This is a genomic window from Paracidovorax avenae ATCC 19860, assembly GCF_000176855.2.
GTDB classification, from domain to species: Bacteria; Pseudomonadota; Gammaproteobacteria; order Burkholderiales; family Burkholderiaceae_C; genus Paracidovorax; species Paracidovorax avenae.
Map to the genome: position 1 here is coordinate 1,683,980 of NC_015138.1, position 23,075 is coordinate 1,707,054.

Annotated in this window: 17 protein-coding genes and 1 tRNA gene; 13 read left to right on the plus strand and 5 right to left on the minus strand. The window is 69.1% G+C overall.

Translation table 11 applies throughout. The annotated features are described in order from the left end of the window. Nucleotide 1: 1 nt before the first annotated feature. The 13 genes from tssM (at nucleotide 2) to ACAV_RS07510 (ending at nucleotide 16,662) form a co-directional block, all read left to right on the plus strand. Nucleotides 2-3,634, plus strand: coding sequence for a type VI secretion system membrane subunit TssM (gene tssM, locus ACAV_RS07450; RefSeq protein WP_013593956.1), 3,633 nt, complete (start codon nucleotides 2-4; stop codon nucleotides 3,632-3,634). Beyond that, a complete protein-coding gene (gene tagF, locus ACAV_RS07455) occupies nucleotides 3,616-4,329 on the plus strand; it encodes a type VI secretion system-associated protein TagF (protein ID WP_041828636.1) in 714 nt (237 codons plus the stop codon). The genes tssM and tagF overlap by 19 nt, the downstream gene beginning before the upstream one ends. A gap of 45 nt (nucleotides 4,330-4,374) precedes the next feature. Then, a complete protein-coding gene (gene tssA / locus ACAV_RS07460) occupies nucleotides 4,375-5,424 on the plus strand; it encodes a type VI secretion system protein TssA (RefSeq protein ID WP_013593958.1) in 1,050 nt (349 codons plus the stop codon). Between the two features lie 160 nt (nucleotides 5,425-5,584). After that, nucleotides 5,585-6,133 (plus strand): type VI secretion system contractile sheath small subunit, encoded by a 549-nt coding sequence (gene tssB, locus ACAV_RS07465; protein ID WP_013593959.1) that lies wholly within the window; start codon nucleotides 5,585-5,587, stop codon nucleotides 6,131-6,133. A 13-nt stretch (nucleotides 6,134-6,146) separates the two neighbouring features. Further along, entirely contained in the window at nucleotides 6,147-7,646 is a 1,500-nt protein-coding gene (tssC, locus tag ACAV_RS07470; protein WP_013593960.1) for a type VI secretion system contractile sheath large subunit, read from the plus strand. Between the two features lie 124 nt (nucleotides 7,647-7,770). Further along, on the plus strand, nucleotides 7,771-8,559 hold the full coding sequence (locus tag ACAV_RS07475) for a type VI secretion system accessory protein TagJ (protein WP_013593961.1): 789 nt from the start codon (nucleotides 7,771-7,773) through the stop codon (nucleotides 8,557-8,559). A gap of 16 nt (nucleotides 8,560-8,575) precedes the next feature. Beyond that, nucleotides 8,576-9,097, plus strand: a complete 522-nt coding sequence (tssE, locus tag ACAV_RS07480) for a type VI secretion system baseplate subunit TssE (protein ID WP_013593962.1) — start codon at nucleotides 8,576-8,578, stop codon at nucleotides 9,095-9,097. Between the two features lie 73 nt (nucleotides 9,098-9,170). Next, a complete protein-coding gene (gene tssF / locus ACAV_RS07485) occupies nucleotides 9,171-11,045 on the plus strand; it encodes a type VI secretion system baseplate subunit TssF (RefSeq protein ID WP_013593963.1) in 1,875 nt (624 codons plus the stop codon). Beyond that, entirely contained in the window at nucleotides 11,042-12,208 is a 1,167-nt protein-coding gene (gene tssG / locus ACAV_RS07490; protein ID WP_013593964.1) for a type VI secretion system baseplate subunit TssG, read from the plus strand. Before tssF ends, tssG begins: the two co-directional genes overlap by 4 nt. Nucleotides 12,209-12,278: 70 nt before the next feature. Beyond that, complete coding sequence (tssH, locus tag ACAV_RS07495) at nucleotides 12,279-15,017, plus strand: type VI secretion system ATPase TssH (RefSeq protein WP_013593965.1); 2,739 nt, start codon at nucleotides 12,279-12,281, stop codon at nucleotides 15,015-15,017. Nucleotides 15,018-15,294: 277 nt separating this feature from the next. Then, nucleotides 15,295-15,386: transfer RNA gene (locus ACAV_RS07500), tRNA-Leu, on the plus strand. Between the two features lie 13 nt (nucleotides 15,387-15,399). Then, nucleotides 15,400-16,032 carry a DUF6806 family protein gene (locus ACAV_RS07505; RefSeq protein ID WP_026434464.1) on the plus strand — a complete coding sequence of 211 codons (633 nt, stop codon included), beginning with the start codon at nucleotides 15,400-15,402 and terminating at the stop codon, nucleotides 16,030-16,032. Nucleotides 16,033-16,125: 93 nt separating this feature from the next. Then, nucleotides 16,126-16,662 carry a M48 metallopeptidase family protein gene (locus tag ACAV_RS07510; protein WP_049791064.1) on the plus strand — a complete coding sequence of 179 codons (537 nt, stop codon included), beginning with the start codon at nucleotides 16,126-16,128 and terminating at the stop codon, nucleotides 16,660-16,662. Nucleotides 16,663-16,672: 10 nt separating this feature from the next. Here the strand turns inward: ACAV_RS07510 and paoC are convergent, their stop codons facing one another. The 5 genes from paoC to ACAV_RS07535 all read right to left on the minus strand — a co-directional run bounded on the left by paoC (nucleotide 16,673) and on the right by ACAV_RS07535 (nucleotide 23,074). Then, nucleotides 16,673-18,925 (minus strand): aldehyde oxidoreductase molybdenum-binding subunit PaoC, encoded by a 2,253-nt coding sequence (gene paoC, locus ACAV_RS07515; RefSeq protein WP_013593967.1) that lies wholly within the window; start codon nucleotides 18,923-18,925, stop codon nucleotides 16,673-16,675. Nucleotides 18,926-18,930: 5 nt separating this feature from the next. Next, nucleotides 18,931-19,881: an FAD binding domain-containing protein gene (locus ACAV_RS07520; RefSeq protein WP_013593968.1), complete on the minus strand. Its 951-nt coding sequence runs from the start codon at nucleotides 19,879-19,881 to the stop codon at nucleotides 18,931-18,933. A 3-nt stretch (nucleotides 19,882-19,884) separates the two neighbouring features. Next, entirely contained in the window at nucleotides 19,885-20,514 is a 630-nt protein-coding gene (gene paoA, locus ACAV_RS07525; RefSeq protein ID WP_013593969.1) for an aldehyde dehydrogenase iron-sulfur subunit PaoA, read from the minus strand. A 132-nt stretch (nucleotides 20,515-20,646) separates the two neighbouring features. Then, complete coding sequence (gene murI / locus ACAV_RS07530) at nucleotides 20,647-21,513, minus strand: glutamate racemase (RefSeq protein ID WP_013593970.1); 867 nt, start codon at nucleotides 21,511-21,513, stop codon at nucleotides 20,647-20,649. A gap of 1 nt (nucleotide 21,514) precedes the next feature. Continuing rightward, nucleotides 21,515-23,074 carry a fumarate hydratase gene (locus tag ACAV_RS07535; RefSeq protein WP_013593971.1) on the minus strand — a complete coding sequence of 520 codons (1,560 nt, stop codon included), beginning with the start codon at nucleotides 23,072-23,074 and terminating at the stop codon, nucleotides 21,515-21,517. Nucleotide 23,075 lies beyond the last annotated feature (1 nt).

The following is a 23,075-nucleotide window of genomic DNA, read 5'->3' on the forward strand; positions in this document are numbered from 1 at the left end:
CATGCTGCGCAAGATCTTTTCTTTCTTCTTCAACCGGATCACGCTGGTGCTGTGCGGCCTGGTGCTGCTCAGCCTGCTAGTCTGGTTCGTCGGTCCGCTGGTCTATATCAAGCCCTATCAGCCCCTCGAAAGCGAGGCGGTGCGCGGCTGGATCATCGCCGCGCTGTTCGGCATCTGGTTCCTGCGCCTGTTCATCCGTTGGTGGCGTGCCAAGGAGATGAACGCACGCCTGCTGGGCCAGCTGGCCCGCATCGGGGCGTCGGATGCCTCCACTCCCGAGGCCGGCCCCGGCAAGGAAGAGGTGGCCGAACTCGAGAAGCGCTTCAAGGAGGCGGTCGATGTCCTGGGCAAGACGCGTTTCGGACAAGCGGAGCAGGGGTGGTTCGGGCGCCTGTCGCGGCGCTATGTCTACCAGTTGCCCTGGTACCTCATCATCGGCTCGCCGGGCTCGGGCAAGACCACGGCACTGGTCAACTCGGGCCTCGACTTTCCGCTGGCCGCCCAGTTCGGCAAGGCGTCGATCCGTGGCGTCGGCGGCACGCGCAACTGCGACTGGTGGTTCACCGACCAGGCCGTCCTGCTGGACACCGCCGGCCGCTACACCACGCAGGAAAGCGACGCGGCACAGGACAGTGCCGCATGGTCGGGTTTCCTGAACCTGCTGCGGCGCTTCCGCGGACGCCAGCCCATCAACGGCGTGCTGGTGACGCTCAGCGTGCAGGAGCTGCTGAGCGGCGGCGATGCGGAGCGCGAGCGCCTGGCCCGGTTGATCGGCCTGCGCCTGGCGGAGCTGTGCGAGGGCCTGTCCATCAAGTTCCCGGTGTACGTGCTGGTCACCAAGACCGACCTGCTGGCGGGCTTCAATGAGTTCTTCGGGAACATGACCCGCGAGGAGCGGGCCCAGGTCTGGGGCTTCACCAATCCCTACGTGGAAGGGCAGGCGCAGGAAGATCCGGGAGTGCAGTTCCGCAAGGAATTCGACGGCCTGGCCGACCAGATCAACCGGCTGCTGCCGCAGCGGCTGCTGGCCGAGCCCGACCTGGCGCGGCGCGGCCAGATTTACGGCCTGCCGCAGCAGTTCGTCGGGCTGCGGGACGTGGTCCAGCAGACGCTCTCGACGATCTTCGCCTCTTCGCGGTTCAAGGAGAAGCCGCTGTTCCGCGGCGTCTATTTCACCAGCGGCACCCAGGAAGGCATGCCATTCGACCGGGTGCTGTCGGCCCTGTCGCGGCGCTTTTCGGTGTCGCCTCCGGCCAACCTGGCCGGGGAAGGGCGCGCGGGCAAGAGCTACTTCATCGAGACCCTGCTCAAGGGGGTCATCTTCAACGAGGCCGGGCTGACGGGGCGCAATGCCAAGAAGGAACGACAGCTCCGGCTACTGCAGGCCGCCGGCTTCTTCGCCCTCGCTGCAGGGCTGGCGGGCGCCACCATCGCCTGGACGATCAGCCACGGCAACAACCAGAAGTACCTGGACGAGGTGGCCGCGAAGGTGCCCACGCTCAAGCAGGCCGTGGAGGAGTCGCGCGACGCGGACCCGGAGAACATGGTGGCACTGCTGCCGTTGCTCAACCATGCCGAATCCCTGGCGACGAGCCAGCGCTACACCGGCGACTCGCCGCCGCTCAGCTGGCGCTACGGGCTGCTGCAGGTGCCCAAGGTGCAGACCGCGGCCGATGCGACCTACATGCGCCTGCTGGAGGATGCCTGGCTGCCCCGCCTGGCCCGGCACCTGCGCAATTCGCTGCAGCAGGCTTCGACGGCCAATCCCGAGGCCAGCTACGAAGCGCTCAAGGTCTACCTGATGCTCTACGATCCGGAGCGCTTCAACCCCCGCGTGGTCAAGGCCTGGATGCTCAACGAGTGGGAATCCACGCTGCCTCCGGCGCTGGTGCAGTCGGGCATGCTGGACCAGTTGGCCCACCACCTCGACCGGCTCATGGAAGACCGCGCCCTGGTGTCGCCGATCCCGATCGACCAGCCGCTGGTGGACGAGGTGCGCCAGCGGCTGGCGCAGCTGTCGCCCGCGCAGCGGGCGTACAGCCGGCTCAAGCAGCTGCTGACCACGGGCACCGCGCTACCGCCGGATTTCACGCTGGTGCGCGCGGCCGGCCCCGAGGCCCCGCAGGTCTTCACCCGGCGCAGCGGCAAGCCGCTCACGCAGGGGATCTCGGGTCTCTTCACCTATGACGGCTACTACGGTGTTTTCTCGCACGAACTGCCGAAGGTGACCGCGCTGCTGGCGCAGGAGGAGACCTGGGTCCTGGGCAAGGCGCAGGGGCAGCGCAGCGTGGCCAACGAGGTCATGACCGGCCAGCTCGCGCTGGAGGTCAAGCGCCTCTACCTCATGGAATATGCCAAGGTCTGGGAGGACTTCCTCGCCGATGTGCGGCCTGTGCAGATGGCGTCGCTCGACCAGGCCGGCGAGCAGGCGCGGCTGTATTCGTCTGCCAATTCCAGCCTGGAGCAGTTCATCCGTGCCGTGGCCAAGGAAACCACGCTGGGGCAGAAGCCCGGTGCGGGGGGCAGCAGCACCAGCAGCTGGCTGGGCGAGAAGATCAACCGCATCAAGGAGGAGCAGGAGCAGCTCAGCCGCCTGACCGGCAAGCGGGTGAACGTCGGCGGGCTCGCGGCCACCAGCAGCAACCTGGAAGCCGACCTGGTGGATTTCCGTTTCCGCGAATACCGCCGCCTCGCCGCCTCCAATGGATCGGGCCCCGCGCCCATCACCGCCAGCCTGCAGGTGCTCAACGAAGCGGCTGCGGTCATTTCGTCCGCGCGCCAGCAGATCAGTGCCGGCGGCACCGTGCCCGCATCGCTGTCGCCGGCCCTGGAGCGCGTGCGCATGGAGGCCAAGCGCGTGCCGCCGCCGCTCAACACCATGTACGAGGACCTGGCATCGTCCACGTCGGCGCTGGTCGGCCGCGATGTGCGCGCGACCGTGGGCAGCAACCTCAATGCCACCATCGGTACGTTCTGCCGCCGCGCGATCGGCGGGCGCTATCCCTTCACCAAGGGATCGTCCAGCGACGTGACGAGCGATGACTTCGCCAGCCTGTTCTCGCCGGGCGGCATGATGGACGAGTTCTTCCGCAACACCCTGCAGCCGATGGTGGACATCTCCGCCACGCCCTGGCGCTTCCGCCAGGGCGTCGATGGAACGCCGGTCGGCGGGTCGGCCGCGCTGGCGTCGTTCCAGCGCGCCGCGACCATCCGCGACGTGTATTTCCGGGCGGGCGGCAAGGTCCCGTCCATCCGCATGGACATCAAGCCCCTGGAGATGGACGCCTCCATTTCCCAGATGGTGCTGGACATCGACGGCGAGGTGCTGCGCTACCAGCACGGCCCGCAGATCCCGAAGTCGATGACCTGGCCCGGTACCCGGGGCACGGGGCAGGTCCGCCTGCAGCTCACCGGGGGCGGAGCCGAGAACACCGGCCTGGTGACCGAGGGGCCCTGGGCCGTGCATCGTTTCTTCGACAAGGCCCAGATCCTGCCGGGCAGCACGCCCGAGCGCTTCGTCGCCGCGTTCGACATCGGCGGGCGCAAGCTGCGCTTCGAGGTCACCACGGGCAGTGTGCTCAACCCGTTCCGTCTCAAGGCCATGGAGGAATTCGCGTGTCCTGGCAATCTCTGATGCCGTGGTCCCGCGCGCAGCCGCGCGTGGCCTGGTTCGGGAAGCTGCCCGGCCAGGGGGACTTCGTGGGCCGGCGCATGCCGCGGGCCATGAGCGGTGCCTGGGACGAGTGGCTGAGCCATGGCCTGGGGCACCTCCGGTCCACCGCCCATGGCGACTGGGAGCGCACGTTCACGCAGTCGCCGCTGTGGTCGTTCGTGGCCAGCGGCAGCAAGGGTGCCGCGCCGTCGTGCGGCGTGCTCGCGCCCAGCATCGACCGCGTGGGGCGCTGTTATCCGCTCACGGTGATGGCGGTGGGCGAGAACGGCCGGCAGGCGCTGGCCGCCGATGGCGTGCTCGGGCAGTTCTTCTCGGAAGCCTGTGATGCGGTCATCGAGGCACGCCGGCTGGCCCTGCCGGCGGATGCGCTCGACACCCGCCTCTCCCGCCTGCCCTGGCCGTTCACCGCCGCTGCGGCGGACAGCAAGGGGCAGGGCGGCGACATGGCGGGCATCCTCTCCGACCTCGGCATGGGCGGGGCCGCCGGCCGTGGCGAGGCGATGTTCTCCCGCGGGCGCGACATCCTGCGCGCGGGGCAGGCCGCGAGCTTCTGGTGGTCCCATCCGCCCGGAGCCGGGGGCCGCAGCTGCGAGCACTGGGGCGACCCCAACGAAAGCCTGTTCCTGCGTCTTTTCGGCGGAGGCCCGAATGCATAGTGTCCCGCGCCATGGCGCGGGGCGCACTGGACCGACAAATCCATCATGATCGACATCGAAGAGCTTCTTGAACCCGCGGCAGACACGCCGCCCTGCGGCCAGGACCTGACCTACGACGCGGAGTTCCTGGCCCTGGAGACCGCGGCCACCGGCAAGCCGGAGCAGCAGTTCGGGGAAACGGTGATTCCCGCCGAGCCACCGGACTGGCGGGACGTGGAGCGGCGCGCCCGCGCGCTGCTCGTGCGCACGAAGGACGCGCGCGTCGCGGCCCTGCTGTGCCGGGCGCTGACCAACATCCAGGGCGTGCGCGGCATGTCCCAGGGCGTGCAGCTGATGGCCGGGATGTTCGCCCGGTACTGGGACGACCTGCACCCGCTGCCCGAGGACGGCGACTATTTCATGCGCATGAACGCCGTGTCCTCGCTGAACGAGATCACGGGCCTGTTGCGGGACCTGCGCCAGCAGGATTTCGTGCGGCTGCCCGGCGGCTCGATCAGCGTACGCGATGCGGAAGCGGTGGCGCGCGGCACCGCCGCCGAAGGCGGCGCGCGCATATCGCTGGATCAACTCCGGGTGGCGCTGGCGCAGGCGTGGCAGCAGGGCGACGAGTCCCTGCGCGCCTGGAGCACGGCCAGCGAAGCGCTGCGCAGCCTGCAGACGACGTTCCGCGACCGGCTGGAAAGCTCGCAGGTTCCGGACCTGGAGCAGTTCCAGTCGCTGCTGGTGGTCCTGAACGACCTGGTGCCGCATGCGCCCATCGGGGTGGCCGATGTCGCCACGGGTGCGCCGGAGGAGGGCGCTGCTCCTGGAGCCATCGCGGTCGCGGCGGGGGCAGGTGCGGCCGGTGCGGTTGGCGAGCCCGCCGGGGTGGCCGGCAGGCCGGCAGGGCTGCGGACCCGCGACGACGCGTTGGCGCAGCTGTTGCTGGTGGCCGAGTTCCTGGAGCGCACGGAGCCCACCAACCCCGCGCCGCTGCTGATCCGCCGGGCGGCGAAGCTGATGGGCCTGAGCTTCCTCGACATCCTGCGCGAATTGTCCCCTGACAGCGTGGGCCAGGTCGAGACGATCACGGGAGGGCAAAACCCGTCGTCCTGATTTGGAAAACGAAATGTAACAGCGGTATTTTGTTGCCGGCTGGATACTTGTTCAGCAGGCACGCTGCCGGAAGAGGCGGTGGAGGGCCCGCCGTGCGCCAGCACAGGCGGTGAAGCCGGCCGATCTCTGTTTTTAGCCTTACGAGAGAGAAGATTTCACTATGGTGACCTTAAGCAAGACCGGCAAGAGCGGTCAGAAGTTCATTGCCCGCAACCGGGCCCCGCGCGTGCAGATCGAGTACGACGTCGAGATCTACGGCTCCGAGAAGAAGGTGCAGATTCCCTTCGTCATGGGCGTGATGGCGGACCTCTCGGGCAAGCCGGTGGATCCCCTGCCGGAGATCGCGGACCGCAAGTTCCTCGACATCGACATCGACAACTTCGATGCCCGCATGAAGTCGATCAAGCCGCGTGCCTCGTTCAACGTGCCCAACACGCTGACGGGCGACGGCCGCCTGCACATCGACCTGACGTTCGAGAGCATGGACGACTTCTCTCCCGCCTCGATCGCGCGCAAGGTGGGCGCCCTCAACTCCCTGCTGGAAGCCCGCACCCAGTTGCACAACCTGCTGTCGTACATGGACGGCAAGCAGGGCGCGGAGGAACTGATCGGCAAGGTGCTGAAGGACCCGGCGCTGCTCAAGTCGCTGGCCGCGATGCCCAACCGGCCCGCCGGCGGCGTGACCGAGAAGACCGACGACGCTCAGTGAAAGGGACAGCCGCATGAACACGACGACTTCTCTGGACGCGGTGCAGGGCACCCAGACGCTCGAAGGCAGCGAATTCACATCGCTGCTGCAAAAGGAATTCAAGCCCAAGACCGACCAGGCGCGCGAGGCGGTCGAATCGGCCGTGCAGACGCTGGCGCAGCAGGCCCTGGCCGCTTCGTCCACGCTCTCCGACGACGCCTACCAGACCGTCCAGGCCATCATCGCCGAGATCGACCGCAAGCTCTCAGAGCAGATCAACCTGATCATCCACCACAGCGAGTTCCAGCAACTCGAGGGCGCGTGGCGCGGCCTGCACCACCTGGTCCACAACACCGAGGTGGACGAGCTGCTCAAGATCCGCGTGATGAACATCTCCAAGAAGGAGCTGCACCGTAACATGCGCCGCTTCAAGGGCGTGGGCTGGGACCAGAGCCCCATCTTCAAGAAGGTGTACGAAGAGGAATACGGCCAGTTCGGCGGCGAGCCTTTCGGCTGCCTGGTGGGTGACTACTATTTCGACCACAGCCCGCCGGACGTGGAACTGCTCGGCGAGATGGCGAAGGTGTCCGCCGCCGCCCACTGCCCGTTCATCGCCGGCGCGTCTCCCGCGATGATGCAGATGGACTCCTGGCAGGAGCTGGCCAACCCCCGCGACCTGACCAAGATCTTCACCAACACCGAGTACGCCGCGTGGCGCAGCCTGCGCGACTCCGACGATTCGAAGTACATCGGCCTCGCGATGCCGCGCTTCCTCGCGCGCCTGCCGTACGGTGCCAAGACGAACCCGGTGGACGAGTTCGACTTCGAGGAGGAAACGGCCGGCGGCGACCACAGCAAGTACGCATGGGCCAACTCCGCCTATGCCATGGCCGTGAACATCAACCGTTCGTTCAAGTACTACGGCTGGTGCACCTCGATCCGCGGGGTGGAGTCCGGTGGCGCGGTGGACAACCTGCCGGCGCACACCTTCCCGACGGACGATGGCGGCGTGGACATGAAGTGCCCGACCGAGATCGCCATCAGCGACCGGCGCGAGGCCGAACTGGCCAAGAACGGCTTCATGCCGCTGGTGCACCGCAAGAACTCCGACGTGGCGGCCTTCATCGGCGCGCAGTCGCTGCACAAGCCGGCCGAGTACTACGATCCGGACGCCACGGCCAACGCCAACCTGTCTGCACGCCTGCCCTACATGTTCGCGTGCTGCCGCTTCGCGCACTACCTCAAGTGCATCGTGCGCGACAAGATCGGCTCGTTCAAGGAGCGCTCCGACATGGAGCGCTGGCTCAACGATTGGATCATGAACTACGTGGACGGCGACCCGGCCAACTCCTCGCAGGAGACCAAGGCCCGCAAGCCGCTGGCCGCGGCCGAGGTGCAGGTGGCCGAAGTGGAAGGCAACCCGGGCTACTACACGTCCAAGTTCTTCCTGCGCCCGCACTACCAGCTCGAAGGCCTGACCGTGTCCCTGCGGCTGGTCTCGAAGCTGCCGTCGGTGAAGCAGGCGGGCAACTGACCCTTCGGGGCGTGCGGCAGCCTCCTGCCGCGCCCGCTTGGCGGCAGGGTGGCGTGGCAGGGCGCGCCCCTGCCGCCGGTTCCCCGCCAGCGGAGAACCCATAACTACTTTTGCGGACCACCGCATGCAATCCATGAATTTCGATTTCAAGCGCCCGCTGGACCGCCAGCTGGCCGAGCTCAAGGACGCGATCCGGGCCAAGCCGCAGGATGCGTCGCTGCGGGTGTTCTATTTCCAGGTCCTGGCGGTGTACGGCGAATGGCAGAAAGCGCTGGATCAACTGCAGATCTGCGCCCAGCTGGACCGCAAGGCGGAAGCCATGGCGCGTGCCTACCGCGAGGTCATCCTCTGCGAGGTCGCGCGCCGCGACGTGTTCGCGGGCAAGCGCACGCCCAACATCGTCGGGGAGCCGCCCGAATGGCTCGGATGGATGGTGGAAGGCCTGCAGTGCCTGGCCGAGGGCCGTACCGCGCAGGCTGCGGAACTGCGCGCTGCAGCGTTCGAGCAGGCACCGGCCTCGGCCGGCGAAATCGACGGCGAGGCGTTCGAATGGATCGCCGACTCCGACGCACGCCTGGGCCCGGTCTGCGAGTTGTATGCCAACGGCAGCTACTACTGGGTGCCGTTTTCCAGCGTGTCGCAGATCGCCTTCGAGAAGCCGCAGGACCTGCGCGACCTCGTCTGGTCGGCCTGCGAGGTCACGCTCCAGAACGGCGGCGTGATGCATGGCTTCATCCCCACGCGCTATCCGGGCTCCGAGACCGCGGAGCGCGACGAGATCCGGCTGGCACGTGCCACCGAATGGCGCGACCTGGGAGACGACCAGGCGACGGGCTGGGGCCAGCGCGTATGGGCCACGGACCAGGGCGATGCCGCGCTGCTCGACGTGCGCCGGGTGAAGCTGTCCCATTGACCGGAGAGCGCGGGCCATGGCGACGCAGGGCAGGGAGAAGTACGGACACGGCAAGGACCGCCTGCAGCCGGCGCTGCTGGACCGGCTGACCGACCATGAGCCCTCCCGGCGCACGGAGCGGGCCGAGGCGGTGTATGTGACCGAGGCGCGCCTGCGGCAGGCGCTGCTGCGCGACCTGAACTGGCTGCTGAACGCGTCGGACGCGTCGTCGCACATCGATTTCGAGGGCCTGACCCACGCCGAACGGTCCGTGCTGAACTTCGGCATGAAACCGCTGGCCGGCCAACTGCTGTCGGAGCTGGACTGGAAGGACGTGGAAGCGGCCATCCTGAAGTCGATCCTCCAGCACGAACCCCGCATCCTGCCCCATACCCTGAGCGTGACGCTGGCTCCCTCCAGCAAGCTGTTCAACCACCACAACACCCTGCAGTTCGAAATCCGGTGCCAGTTCTGGTCATCGCCCTATCCGCTGGAGCTGCTGCTCAAGACCAGCCTCGACCTGGAGACCGGGCAGGTGTCCGTGTCCGAGCAGCGGTGAGGCTGCGTGCAATGGGCCGCCCCGGGCGGGCCCGCCTGATGGCCGCGGTGGCGCGGCCTGGAGCTTTTCTGACATGAATCCGCGGCTGGTCGAGTACTACAACCGGGAGCTGAGCTACCTGCGCGAACTGGGTGCGGAGTTCGCTGCCGCCTTCCCGAAGGTCGCCGGGCGGCTGTCGCTGCGCGAACTGGAGGTGGCCGATCCGTACGTGGAGCGGCTGCTCGAGGGCTTCAGCTTCCTGACGGCGCGCATCCAGATGAAGATGGACGCGGAGTTTCCGCGCCTCTCGCAGCGCATCCTGGAGATGGTCTGCCCCCACTACCTGGCCCCGACGCCGTCGATGGTGGTCGTCCAGATGGAGCCCAGCGGCACGGAAGGCAGCCTGGTCGAGGGCTACACCCTGGAGGCCGGCAGCGTGATCCGCGGGCGCAAGACCGCGGAAGACCAGACGCCGTGCGACTTCCGCACCGGCCATGCGGTCACGCTCTGGCCCATCGACCTGCTGCAGGCCCGCCTGGGAGGGCCGCCGCTGGACCTGCCGCTGTCGCGCTTCGGCCTGGCGGAGGAGGCCGCGGGGCACCTGCGTTTCACGCTGTCGGTGCGCGGCGCCGCGCAGTGGCGCAACCTGCGCATGGACCGGCTCGATCTGCACATTTCGGCGGGGGACGCCGTGGCGTCGCACCTGCAGGAACTGATCCACGAGTCCGTCATGGGCGTGATCGTTCACGACCCGCAGGACGCCTCCAAGGTCTGGGCCCAGCTGCCGGCGGAGTCCGTCCAGCCGGAGGGGCATGAGCAGTCCCAGGCCCTGCTGCCGTACACCCACCGGGCGTTCCAGGGGCACCGCCTGCTGCACGAGTATTTCGCGTTCCCCGCGCGGTTCCGCTTTTTCTCGATCCGGGGGCTGCGGGAAGCGCTCGACCGCGTGCCGGGCGCGCAGGTCGGGATCACGCTGCTGCTGCGGCGCGCACAGCCTTCGCTGGAGGCGCAGGTGGACCGCCACAAGTTCCTCCTGCACTGCGTGCCGGCGATCAACCTGTTCGAGCGCCCGGCCGACCGGATCCATGTGTCCCCGGGCGTCAACGAATACCACGTGGTGCCGGACCGGACGCGGCCGCGCGACTTCGAGGTCTATTCTGTCCTGGCGGTGACGGGCCACCGCGAAGGCCAGCTCAAGGACCAGGATTTCGTGCCGTTCTTCGCATCGGTGCACGGCCTGCGCGCGAGCGAACAGGCCTATTTCGCCGTGCGCAGGGAGCCGCGCCTCTTCTCGGAACATGCGACCCGTTTCGGGCCGCGCACGCAGTACCTGGGCAGCGAGGTGTTCATCTCGCTGGTGGACCAGCGCGCGGCGCCGTTCGCGGACGATCTCAAGCAACTCAGCGTGCGGGTGCTGTGCACCAACCGCGACCTGCCGCTGCTCATGGCGGGCAAGGGCGAGCAGAGCGACTTCACCCTGGTGGAATCCGCGCCCGTGGCCTCGGTGCGCACGGTGGCGGGGCCGACGCGGCCCACGGCCAGCATCGCCGAGAACGAGATGACCTGGCGGCTGATCTCGCACCTGTCCCTCAACTACCTCGCGATGAGCGATCTGTCGGAGGAAGAGGGCGCGGCGACGCTGCGCGATCTGCTGCGGCTCTACATCGACCATGGTGACCGCGACCTGTCCGGGCAGATCGCGGCGATCCGCTCGCTGTCGATCGCGCCAGTCACGCGCCGGCTGCCGCAGCACGGGCAACTGGTCTATGGCCGTGGCGTGGGCATCACCCTGGGGGTGGACGAAGGGCCGCTCGCGGGCGTGAGCCCCTGGCCCCTCGCGTCGATCCTGGAGCGCTTCTTCGCGCGGCATGTGGGCGTCAACAGCTACACCGAGCTGTCGCTGCGGTCGCGGCAGCGGGGATCGATCGCCCGCTGGAAGGTGCGTCCCGGCCAGAGGCCCGCGGCATGAGTGAGCGCGTGCCCGCGCCGGAGGACTCCGCAACGCCGGAGCCGGTTCCGCAACCGGGGCAGGGACCGGCGCCGGACGCCGGCCTGGATGCCTCGGGTTTCTGGCAGCGGCTGCGGCGCGATCCGCATCCGTTCGACCTCTTCTTCGCGCTGCGCGTGCTGCAGGCGCGAAGCCGCGGGCATCCGCGCTTCGGCAAGGCCCTGCGGCCGCGGGACGAACCGCTGCGCCTGGGCCAGGACCCGTCGCTGGCCTTCGCGCCCGCGACCCTCGCGGAAGTGCTGCCTGCCACGGCCGGCCAGCCCGAACGCCTCACGGTCTGGAACTTCGGACTCTATGGTCCCAACGGGCCGCTGCCCACGCACCTGACCGAGTACGTGCGCGAGCGGCTGCGGCAGCACGACGACCCGACGATCGCGCGCTTCTCGGACATCTTCCACCACCGGCTGCTGCTGCTGTTCTTCCGGGCGTGGTCCGACGCGCAGCCGGTGACTTCGCTCGACCGCCCGGACAACGACCTGTTCGGGCGCCACCTGCGCAGCCTGATCGGCTATGGCGAGGCGTCGCAGCGCGATCGCGACACCGTGCCGGACCATGCCAAGCAGTACCTGGCGGGCCACTGGACGCGCTGGACACGCAATCCCGAAGGCCTGGTGTCGGCCCTGCGGATCTTCTTCGAAGTGCCGGTGGAGCTGGTCGAATTCACGCTGCATTACCTGGAGCTGGACCCGGAGCAGCAGACCACGCTGTCGCGCGTGCCGCGCAACGCGCGCCTGGGCGTGGACACGGTGGTGGGCAGCCGCGTGCCCGACGCGCAGGGCAAGTTCCGGCTGCGCATCGGGCCGCTGCCGATTGCGCAGTACGAGCGCTTCCTGCCGGGCGGCGAGGATTTCCGGGCGCTGGTGGACTGGGTGCGCAACTACGTCGGCATCGAGTTCGCCTGGGATTACGAACTGATCCTGCGCCGCGAGGATGTCCCGCCCTGCCAACTGGGCGGCAGCGTCCGGCTGGGTTGGACGACATGGTCCTTTTCCGGCCCCGCGCAGCGCGATCCGGACGACTTCCGGCTCGACCCCGAACTGTGGCTGGCGTCGCGCAGGCGGCCCCGCGAGGATGCCGGTGCGGGATCGCGTGCCGCGCCCGTCCCGGCGGCCGAGGCGCACTAGCGCACAGCACCGTTGACTGTTTCTTCCTTTTCATCCCATCACCGATTTCCATTTCCATCCGCGAGGTCCCATGTCTGAAATCAGCCGGCAAGCCCTTTTCGGCAAGCTCAATCCCCTGCTCTTCAAGTCGCTGGAAAGCGCGACCGTGTTCTGCAAGCTGCGCGGCAACCCGTACGTGGAACTGGTGCACTGGCTGCACCAGCTGCTGCAGGAGACCGATTCCGACCTGATCCGGCTGCTGCGCCATTTCGCGGTGGATTCCGACCGGCTCGCCGCCGACGTGCTGCAGAGCCTGGACCGCCTGCCGCGGGGCGCCACCTCGATCAGCGATTTCTCGGCGCAGATCGAATCCTCGATCGAGCGCGGCTGGGTGTATGCCACGCTGATGTACGGCGAATCGCAGATCCGCAGCGCCTACTGGCTCTCGGGCATGGTGCGCACGCGCGTGCTGGCCAACGAGTTGCGCGCGATCTCGGCGGAGTTCAACAAGCTGGGCGAGCCGGCTTTGAGCGAGGTGTTCGGCCGCCTGCTGCCGGATTCGCCGGAATCGCGCCTGAAGGCCGCGGACGGTAGCGGCCTGGGCGGCGTGCCCGGCGAGGCGAGCGGCGCCACGGCCGAGGCGGCCGGGCCCGGCGAGGCGCTGAAGCGCTACACGGTGGACCTGACGGAGCGCGCGCGCCTGCAGGAGCTGGACCCGGTCACCGGCCGCGACGAGGAAGTGCGCCAGATGGTGGACATCCTCATGCGCCGGCGCCAGAACAACCCCATCCTGGTCGGAGAGGCCGGCGTGGGCAAGACGGCGGTGGTGGAAGGCCTCGCGCTGCGCATCGCGGCGGGCGACGTGCCGCCGCCACTCAAGGACGTGCAGCTGCGCGTGGTGGACATCGGCCTGCTGCAGGCCGGCGCGAGCATGAAGGGCGAGTTCGAGAACCGGCTGCGCTCGCTGCTCGACGAGGTGCAGGCCAGTACCGTGCCGATCGTATTGTTCATCGACGAAGTGCACACGCTGGTCGGCGCGGGCGGGCAGGCGGGCACGGGCGATGCCGCCAACCTGCTCAAGCCGGCGCTGGCGCGCGGCGTGCTGCGCACCATCGGCGCCACCACCTGGGCCGAGTACAAGAAATACATCGAGAAGGACCCGGCGCTCACCCGCCGCTTCCAGCTCGTGCAGATCCACGAGCCGGACGAGGCCAAGGCGGTGCACATGCTGCGCGGCGTGGCCGCCAAGCTCGAAGGCCACCACAAGGTGCGCATCGGCGAGGATGCCGTGGCCGCCGCGGTGACGCTGTCGCACCGCTACATCCCATCGCGCCAGTTGCCGGACAAGGCCGTGAGCCTGCTGGACACGGCCTGCTCGCGCGTGGCGCTGGGCCTGCATGCCACGCCGGCGCGGCTGGAGTCGGTGGTGCGGCAACTGGAGGCGCTGGAGGTCGAGAAGGGCATCGTGCAGCGCGAACTGGGCCTGGGGGTCGGCGATGCCGGCCGCTTCGCCGACATCGGCACCGCGATCGAGCGCCTGCTGGCCGAGAAGGCCGAACTGCAGGAGCGGTTCGAGCGCGAGAAGGTGCTGGTGCAGCAGATCGTGGACGCGGAGGCCGCGTTGCTGAAGCCGGCCGCCCAGCCTGCCGGAACCGGGGCGGCGCCGGCTTCCGGAGAAGCCGGCAGCGGCGAGGCGGCTGCCGCCGGCGCGGAGCAGGGCGCGGCGGGGCCACAGGGGGCTGCCACCCCCGAGGCGCTGGGCGCGCTGCGCCAGGACCTGGCCCGCCTGCAGGGCGAAGACCCGCTGCTGCAGCCCGTGGTGGATGCGGGCGTGGTGGCCGCGGTGGTGGCCGAGTGGACGGGCATTCCCGTGGGCCGCATGGTGCGCGACGAGGTGCAGTCCGTGCTGACGCTCGCCGACACGCTGGAGAAGCGGGTGATCGGCCAGCGCCACGGCCTGGAGGCGATCACGCGGCGCATCCAGACCGCGCGTGCCCAGTTGGACAACCCGGGCAAGCCGATCGGCGTGTTCCTGCTGGCCGGCCCGTCGGGCGTCGGCAAGACCGAGACCGCGCTGTCGCTGGCCGAAGCGCTGTACGGCGGCGAGCAGAACCTCATCACCATCAACATGAGCGAGTACCAGGAGGCGCACACGGTCTCCACGCTCAAGGGCGCGCCGCCCGGCTACGTGGGCTACGGTGAAGGCGGCGTGCTGACCGAGGCCGTGCGCCGCCGTCCCTACAGCGTGGTGCTGCTCGACGAGATCGAGAAGGCCCACCCGGACGTGCACGAGCTGTTCTTCCAGGTGTTCGACAAGGGCTGGATGGAAGACGGCGAGGGCCGCTACATCGACTTCAAGAACACGGTCATCATCCTGACCTCCAACGTGGGCTCGGAACTGATCGCCGGGATGTGCCGGGACCCGGAGCTGGCACCCCAGCCCGAGGCGCTGGCCCAGGCGGTGCGCAAGCCGCTGCTGGAGAAGTTCCCGGCCGCGCTGCTGGGCCGGCTGGTGGTGGTGCCGTACTACCCGATCTCGGATGCGATGCTCGAGCAGATCATCCGCCTGCAGCTCAAGCGCATCCAGACGCGCATCGCCGAGCGCCACGGCGCCGTGCTGGACATCGACGATGCCGCCGTGCAGCTCATCCGCCAGCGCTGCACCGAGGTGGAATCCGGTGCCCGGATGGTGGACGGAATCATCACCCAGAACCTGCTGCCGCGTCTGGCGATGCGCTTCCTGCAGAGCTCGGTCGATTCGAAGTCGATCCGCCACATCCGGCTGGGCGTGGCGGACAGCGATTTCGCCATCGAGTACGAGGAGGCCTGACGCGTCTCCAGTGCGCGGGCCCCCGGAGGGGGCTTTGCCCGACTTGGTACATAATGGACGGTTTCCGCGGCCGGGGTGAGGTGCCCTGCGGCAGCGGCGCAACTGCCGGAACGCACGGCACCCATTTCGGTCGATACAAAGGGAAGCTGCGGCTTCCCTTTTCACTTTGCCGTGCAGGCAGGCATCGCCTGCCTGTCCCCCGGGAGGCCATGCGGACATTGCACGCACCCCGCTCCGGGGTTACGCTCAGGTTCGGAGCCCGGGCGGCGCAGCCGGCGCCCCGATGGTGAAATTGGTAGACACTGCGGACTTAAAATCCGCCGCTTCCTGCGAAGGGGCGTGCCGGTTCGATCCCGGCTCGGGGCACCACTACGATTCGATCATGTCAAGTTACAACGCTCCTTTTGAAATCCATGTCCACGGCCAGGTGCAGATGCGTGCCGACACCACGTTCGAGCAACTGCAGGACGCGCTCAAGCCGCTCTGGAAGTATGCGGGCGCCCGTTCGCTGGCCGACGGCGCGGCCAGCGCCTACGAGGAAGAGCCCGGCATCGAGTTCGATGCCAAGGAGCACGTGCTGAATATCTGCTGGACGGTGCACGGCGACGAGGATTTCCGCCAGTCGCTCGACGAGATGTGCATGAGCCTCAACGAGCTGTCCGAGCAGGGGGCCGCCCTCGAAGTCACCTTCTACGACACCGAGTTCGACGAGGACGAGGAAGACGACGGCACCGAGGCGCGCGATGATTTCGTCATGCTCTTCGTGGGCCCGACGCCCGCGGCCATCATGCAGGTGCAGCGCGACCTGCTGGTGCAGGACGTGGTCCACATGATGGAACGCCATTTCGACGGCGCCGAGCTGGGCGGCGTGGTGGCCGAGATCGACAAGCTGTTCTCGCAGCGCTTCGACGCGCTGGTGAATTCGCTGGAGATCGGCAAGCCCCCGCGCGGGTCTGGCGGTCCCGGCGGCGGCGGGCACGGCGGCGGCGGCCGCAGGCCCCGCCACCTGCACTGATCGCACGGCGCTACCCGTTTCGCGCCTGCTTTGGCCGTCCGGCGGGTGCCGCGTCCTTCGGTACTGCGGGCCGCCCCGGAACGTGATTTCCGCATGTCCGCTTCCTCCATCCCTCCCCGCCATCCCATGCCCTATCTGCAGGGCTATCCCGAGGGCTTGCGCGCCCAGGTGGCCGCGCTGGCCGAGGCCTCGGAACTGGGCAGCGTGCTGCTGCGCAGGTACCCGCGCCCGCATGCCGTGCGCGACGACAAATCCCTCTACCGCTATGCGGCCGACCTCCGGGCGCGCCACCTGCGCCATGCGGCACCGGTCAACAAGGTGGTGTTCGACAGCAAGATCCACGTCATGCGCCATGCCCTGGGCCTGCACACGGCCTCTTCGCGGGTGCAGGGAGGCCGGCTGGCGGCCCGCCACGAGATCCGCGTGGCGTCCATGTTCAAGCAGGTGCCGGACGAGTTCCTGCGCATGATCGTGGTGCATGAACTGGCCCACCTGCGCGAGCGGGACCATGGCAAGGCCTTCTACCAGCTGTGCGAATCCATGGAGCCGGGCTACCACCAGTACGAGTTCGACACCCGCGTGTACCTGACCTACCTGGAAGGGGGCGGCGAGCCGCTCTGGAGGGACTGATGGGCCGCGCTCAGCCCGCCATGCGCGGAAGCCCGGCGATCAGCTTGTCCAGCGTGACGGGGTAGTCCCGTACGCGCACGCCGGTCGCGTTGTAGATGGCATTGGCGATGGCCGCGCTCACTCCGCAAATGCCCAGCTCTCCCACGCCCTTGGCCTTCATGGGCGATGCGCGGGGATCGGGCTCGTCCAGGAATACGACCTCCTGGTGCGGGATGTCGGCATGCACCGGCACCTCGTAGCCGGCCAGGTCGTGGTTGACGAAGAAGCCCAGGCGCGTGTCCACCGCGAGTTCTTCCATCAGCGCGCCGCCCACGCCCATGGTCATGGCGCCGATCACCTGGCTGCGTGCCGACAGGGGGTTGAGGATGCGGCCCGCCGCGCACACGGCCAGCATGCGGCGCACGCGCACCTCGGCCGTGAATGCATCCACGGCGACCTCGACGAAATGCGCGCCGAAGGTGGACTGCTGGGTTTCCTTTTCCAGCACGCCGAACTCGATGCCGTCCTCGGCCACCAGTTCGCCGTCGCGGGCGGCATCGGCCAGCGCCACGCTGCGGTCGCCAGCCGACACCTGCCCGTCGGCGAACCGGGCGGTGGACGCGTCCAGGCCCAGCTTCCGGGTGACGGCCTCGCGCAGCTTCACGCAGGCGGCATAGACGCCCGAAGTGGAACTGGCCGCGCCCCACTGGCCACCCGAGCCGGCCGAGACGGGAAAGTCGGAATCGCCCAGCCGCACCGCCACGCGCGAGAGCGGCACGCCCATCATCTCGGCGGCGGTCTGGGCGATGATGGTGTAGCTGCCGGTGCCGATGTCGGTCATGTCGGTTTCGACCAGGACGCGGCCCTGTCCGTCCAGCCGCACGCGGGCGGCGGATTTCATGACGGGTGCGCCGCGGTAGGCCGAGGCCACGCCCAGCCCCACCCACCAGGCACCTTCGCGGCGCTGCGCCGGAAGTGGGTTGCGCGCATTCCAGCCAAAGCGTTCGGCGCCCAGCCGCAGGCACTCCACCAATTGGCGTTGGGAGAAGGGCTTTTCGGGGCGCTTGCTGCCGGGTTTGTCGCCGCCGCCCTTTTCCCCCGTGGTGTCGGGCACGAACTGCGTGTCGTTGCGGATGCGCAGTTCCACCGGATCCATGCCGAGCTTCCCGGCCAGCTCGTCCATGGCGATTTCGAGTGCCATGTGGCCGGTGGTCTCGCCCGGCGCGCGCATGGCGTTGGCCTCGGGCAGGTGCAGTTCGGCCAGGCGCGTGGCGGTCATGCGGTTCGCACCCGCGTAGAGCCTGCGGGTCTGGTCGACGGCGCCGTCGGCCTGGCCGCCGGGCAGGTCGCCCGACCAGCACTCATGGCCGATCGCGAGGATCCGGCCCTGTGCGTCGGCACCGATGCGCACGCGCTGGATGGTGGCAGGCCGGTGCGTGGTGTTGTTCATCATCAGCGGACGCTGCAGCGCCACCTTGACCGGCCGCTTCGCCGCACGTGCACCGAGCGCCGCCAGCAGCGCATCGGCCCGCAGGAAGAGCTTGCCGCCGAAGCCGCCGCCGATGAAGGGCGACACCAGCCGCACCTTGTCCTTCGGGATGCCCAGCGTCTTCGCGAGTTCGCCCTGGCCCCAGGCGATCATCTGGTTCGAGGTCCACACGGTGAGTTCGTCGCCCTTCCAGGCGGCGATGGTGGCGTGCGGCTCCATCATGGCGTGCGACTGGTCGGGCGTGGTGTAGGTGGCATCGATCTGCACCGGTGCGGCGGCGAAGGCGCCCGCGAAGTCGCCCACCGCCGTGTCGGGCGCATCGCCGTTGATGTCCTTGGGGCGGGTGGCCGAGCCCTTGCTTGCGGCGAGGTCGTAGTTGCCGGGCTGGCGGTCGTAATCGACGCGCACCAGTTGCGCGGCGGCGCGGGCCTGCTCGAAGGTTTCGGCCACCACCAGCGCCACGGCCTGGTGGTAGTGATCGACCTGCGGACCGGCCAGCAGCGGGGCGGTGTTCATCCTGCCCTGGCCCAGCTTGCCGGCCGACTGCGCCGTGACGATGGCCAGCACGCCGGGGGCCTGCCGGGCACGCTCGAGGTCGATGTGGCGGATGGTGCCGCGCGGGATGGCCGACCCCACGACGAAGCCGTAGGCCGCGCCGGGTGCGACGTCGTGCCGTTCGTACGCATAGGGCGCGGAGCCGGTGGTCTTGAGCAGGCCGTCGATGCGGTTCACCGGCCGGCCCACGACCTTGAGCTGGTCGATGGGGTTGGCGGTCGCGGGGGTGTCGAACTTCATGGCGGTCAGCTCCGGGCCTGTTGCAGGGCTGCGGCCAGCGTGCGCTCGGCCAGGGGCAGCTTGAAAGCGTTTTCGTGCGTGGGCCGGGCGCCGGCCAGCAGCCGGTCCGCCACCGCCTTGGCGCCCTGGGGCATGGCGGCCTCGGCCGCCTCGCTGCGCCAGGGCTTGTGCGCCACGCCGCCCAGCGCCACGCGGCCCGTGCCGTCGCGCTGCACGATGGCTGCGACCGACACCAGCGCGAAGGCGTAGGAGGCCCGGTCGCGCACCTTGCGGTAGATGTGCGTGCCTCCCACGGGCGCCGGCAGCGTGACCGAGGTGATGAGCTCGCCCGGCTGCAGGGTGGTCTCGATGTGCGGGGTATTGCCCGGCAGCCGGTGGAAGTCGGCGATGGGGATGACGCGCGTCGCACCATCGGCACGCACGGTTTCCACCGTGGCGTCGAGCACGCGCATCGCTACGGCCATGTCGCTCGGGTGGGTGGCGATGCAGTCGTCGCTGGTCCCCAGCACCGCGAGCTGGCGGCTGAAGCCGCCGATGGCCGAACAGCCGCTGCCCGGCTGGCGCTTGTTGCAGGGCATGTGGGTGTCGTAGAAGTACGGGCAGCGCGTGCGCTGCAGCAGGTTGCCGCCCGTGGTGGCCATGTTGCGCAGCTGGCCCGATGCGCCCGCCACCAGCGCCCGCGTGAGCACGCCGTAGTCGCGCCGCACGCTCGGGTGGGCGGCCAGGTCGCTGTTGCGCACCAGCGCGCCGATGCGCAGCCCTCCCTGCGGCGTGGGCTCCACCGTGTCCAGGCCGATGCCGTTCACGTCCACCAAGTGGGCCGGCGCCTCGATCTGCAGCTTCATCAGGTCCAGCAGGTTGGTGCCGCCAGCGATGAATTTGGCGCCCGGCCGGGCGGCGATGGCGGCCGCGGCCTGCGCGGGCGAGGCCGCGCGTTCGTAGCTGAAGGGCTTCATTGCTCAAGCCTCCGCGACTTCGGTGATGGCATCCACGATGTTGGAATAGGCGCCGCAGCGGCAGAGGTTGCCGCTCATGCGCTCGCGCAGCTCTTCGGCCGACAGCATGGGCTGGGCCACGATGTCGGCGCTGGCATGGCTGGGGGCGCCGCGGCGCAACTCGTCGAGCGCGCCTACGGCAGAGCAGATCTGGCCCGGCGTGCAGTAGCCGCACTGGTAGCCGTCGTGCTTGACGAAGGCGGCCTGCAACGGGTGCGGCGCGGCGGGCGTGCCCAGGCCTTCGATGGTGGTCACGCTCGCGCCCGGGTGCATCACCGCCAGGCTGAGGCACGACACCATGCGCCGGCCGTCCACCAGCACCGTGCAGGCTCCGCACTGGCCATGGTCGCAGCCCTTCTTGGTGCCGGTCAGGCGCAGATGTTCGCGCAGCGCGTCCAGCAGGGTGGTGCGGGTATCGAGGTGGAGCTCATGCGCCGTGCCGTTGACGCTGATGCGGACGGCGGCGTGGACCGGCGCCGGGGCCGCCTCCGGCGCGCTCGCAGCGGAGGCCGGCATGGCGGATGCCGCCGCCGATGAAGCGCTGGCGATCAGCAGATCGCGCCGCGAGAGGGGGAGCTGGGCGTTGTGTTCCATCGTGGTTCCGTGGGGTGCTGCCGCAAGGCCGGGAAAGCGCTGCGTGCACACGGCACGCGCGGATTCCACAGCCTCGTACAGTCCCTGGCCTGGCCGTGTAGGCCGTGCACTGAAACCGCCGTGGGTTCTGGCTCAGGCCGCTTCCTGTAGCATCTCCACCATGGCGCATGCCGATGCGGGCAATTGCAGCCAGCGGTGCGCGGCCGCCTGCAGCAGGGGCAGGGCCCCGGTGGTGAAGAGGCTCGCAGTGCCTGCAGCCGGCCCGTGGGCCGTGGCCAGGGTGCCGGCCGCCTCGAGTAGCCGGCGTGTCTGGCGCGCCACGGGCTCGCCCGTTTCCACCAGGCGCACGTGCGGGCCGGTGTGCGCGCGCAGCGCATTCTCGGCGAAGATGTAATGGGTACAGCCGAGCACGAGCGTGTCGATCTCGCCGGGTGCGGTGCCGAATGGGCCGAGCGCCGCGGTGTACCGGGCGCAGAGCGCGCGGATCTCGGCGGTGGCCGGGGCGTCGGGTTGGGTGTCGGCCGTGCTGCGCTCTATGGCGTGGGCCAGCCCGTCGCAAGGCTGCACCACGAATTCGACGGCACCCTGCAGCGAGGCCTGCAGGCGCTGGAACTTCGCGCTCGCCAGTGTCCCTCGCGTGCCGATCACGCCCACCCGGCCGGTGCGCGTGAGCGCCAGCGCAGGCTTGAGTGCCGGCTCCACGCCGACCAGCGGCAGGCCGGCATGCCGGGCACGCACCTCATGGATGGCGGCCGCGGTCGCGGTGTTGCAGGCCACAACCAGGGCCTTGATTCCGTGCGTCTGCTGCAGGTAGGTCGTGATGGCATGGGTGCGTGCCGCCACGTAGGCATCGCCGCGCTCGCCGTAGGGTGCGTGCCCGCTGTCGGCCAGGTAGACGAAGCGCTCGTGCGGCAGTTCGGCCCGCAGCGCGCGCAGCACGCTCAGGCCGCCGACGCCGCTGTCGAACACACCGATGGGGCGCTGCGTGGCGGACGGCACGTCAGGCGGCCACGAGGCCGATCGACTTGAACTCGCCGGTGGCGATGCGCTGGCTCCACTCGGCCGGGCCGGTGATGTGCTTGCTGGTGCCGCCCGCATCCACAGCCACGGTGACGGGCATGTCCACCACGTCGAACTCGTAGATCGCTTCCATGCCGAGGTCTTCGAAGCCGACCACCTTCGCGGTCTTGATCGCCTTGCTGACGAGGTAGGCAGCGCCGCCGACGGCCATCAGGTAGGCCGACTGGTGCTTCTTGATCGCCTCGATGGCGACCGGGCCGCGCTCGGACTTGCCGATCATCGCGATCAGGCCCGTCTCGGCCAGCATCATCTCGGTGAACTTGTCCATGCGGGTGGCCGTGGTCGGGCCTGCGGGGCCCACGGCCTCGTCACGCACCGGATCGACCGGGCCGACGTAGTAGATGACGCGGTTGGCGAAATCGACGGGCAGCTTCTCGCCCCTGGCCAGCATGTCCTGGATGCGCTTGTGCGCAGCATCGCGGCCGGTGAGCATCTTGCCGTTGAGCAGCAGCGTGTCGCCGGGCTTCCAGCTGGCGACCTCTTCGCGCGTGAGCGTGTCGAGGTTGACGCGGCGGCTCTTGTTGTAGTCGGGTGCCCAGTCGATCTTCGGCCACAGGTCCAGCGACGGGGCTTCCAGGTACACGGGGCCGGAGCCGTCGAGCACGAAGTGCGCATGGCGCGTGGCGGCGCAGTTGGGGATCATGGCCACGGGCTTGGAGGCCGCGTGCGTGGGGTACATCTTGATCTTGATGTCCAGCACGGTGGTCAGGCCACCCAGGCCCTGCGCGCCGATGCCCAGGGCGTTGACCTTGTCGAACAGCTCCAGGCGCAGTTCTTCCACCTGGTCGAGCTTTTCGCCGCGCGCGGCCTTGGCCTGCAGCTCGTACATGTTCAGGTCGTCCATCAGGCTTTCCTTGGCGAGCAGGACGGCCTTCTCGGCCGTGCCGCCGATGCCGATGCCCAGCATGCCCGGCGGGCACCAGCCGGCGCCCATGGTGGGTACGGTCTTGAGCACCCAGTCCACCAGGTTGTCGCTGGGGTTCATCATGACCATCTTGGACTTGTTCTCGCTGCCGCCGCCCTTGGCCGCGACGGTGATGTCCACGGTGTTGCCGGGCACGATCTGCGTGAAGATCACGGCGGGCGTGTTGTCTTTCGTGTTCTTGCGCAGGAATTGCGGATCGGCCACGACGCTCGCGCGCAGCGTGTTGTCCGGGTGGTTGTAGCCACGGCGCACGCCCTCGTTGACGGCGTCTTCCAGGCCCTGGCCGGCGGGGAAGCCTTCCCAGCGCACGTCCATGCCGATCTTCAGGAACACGTTGACGATGCCGGTGTCCTGGCAGATGGGGCGCTGGCCGGTGGCGCTCATCTTGCTGTTGGTGAGGATCTGCGCCATCGCGTCCTTGGCCGCCGGGCTCTGCTCGCGCTCGTAGGCACGGGCCAGGTGGGCGATGAAGTCGGCGGGATGGTAGTAGCTGATGTACTGCAGGGACGCGGCGACGGATTCCACGAGGTCGTGGTACCGGATGGTGGTGCTCATG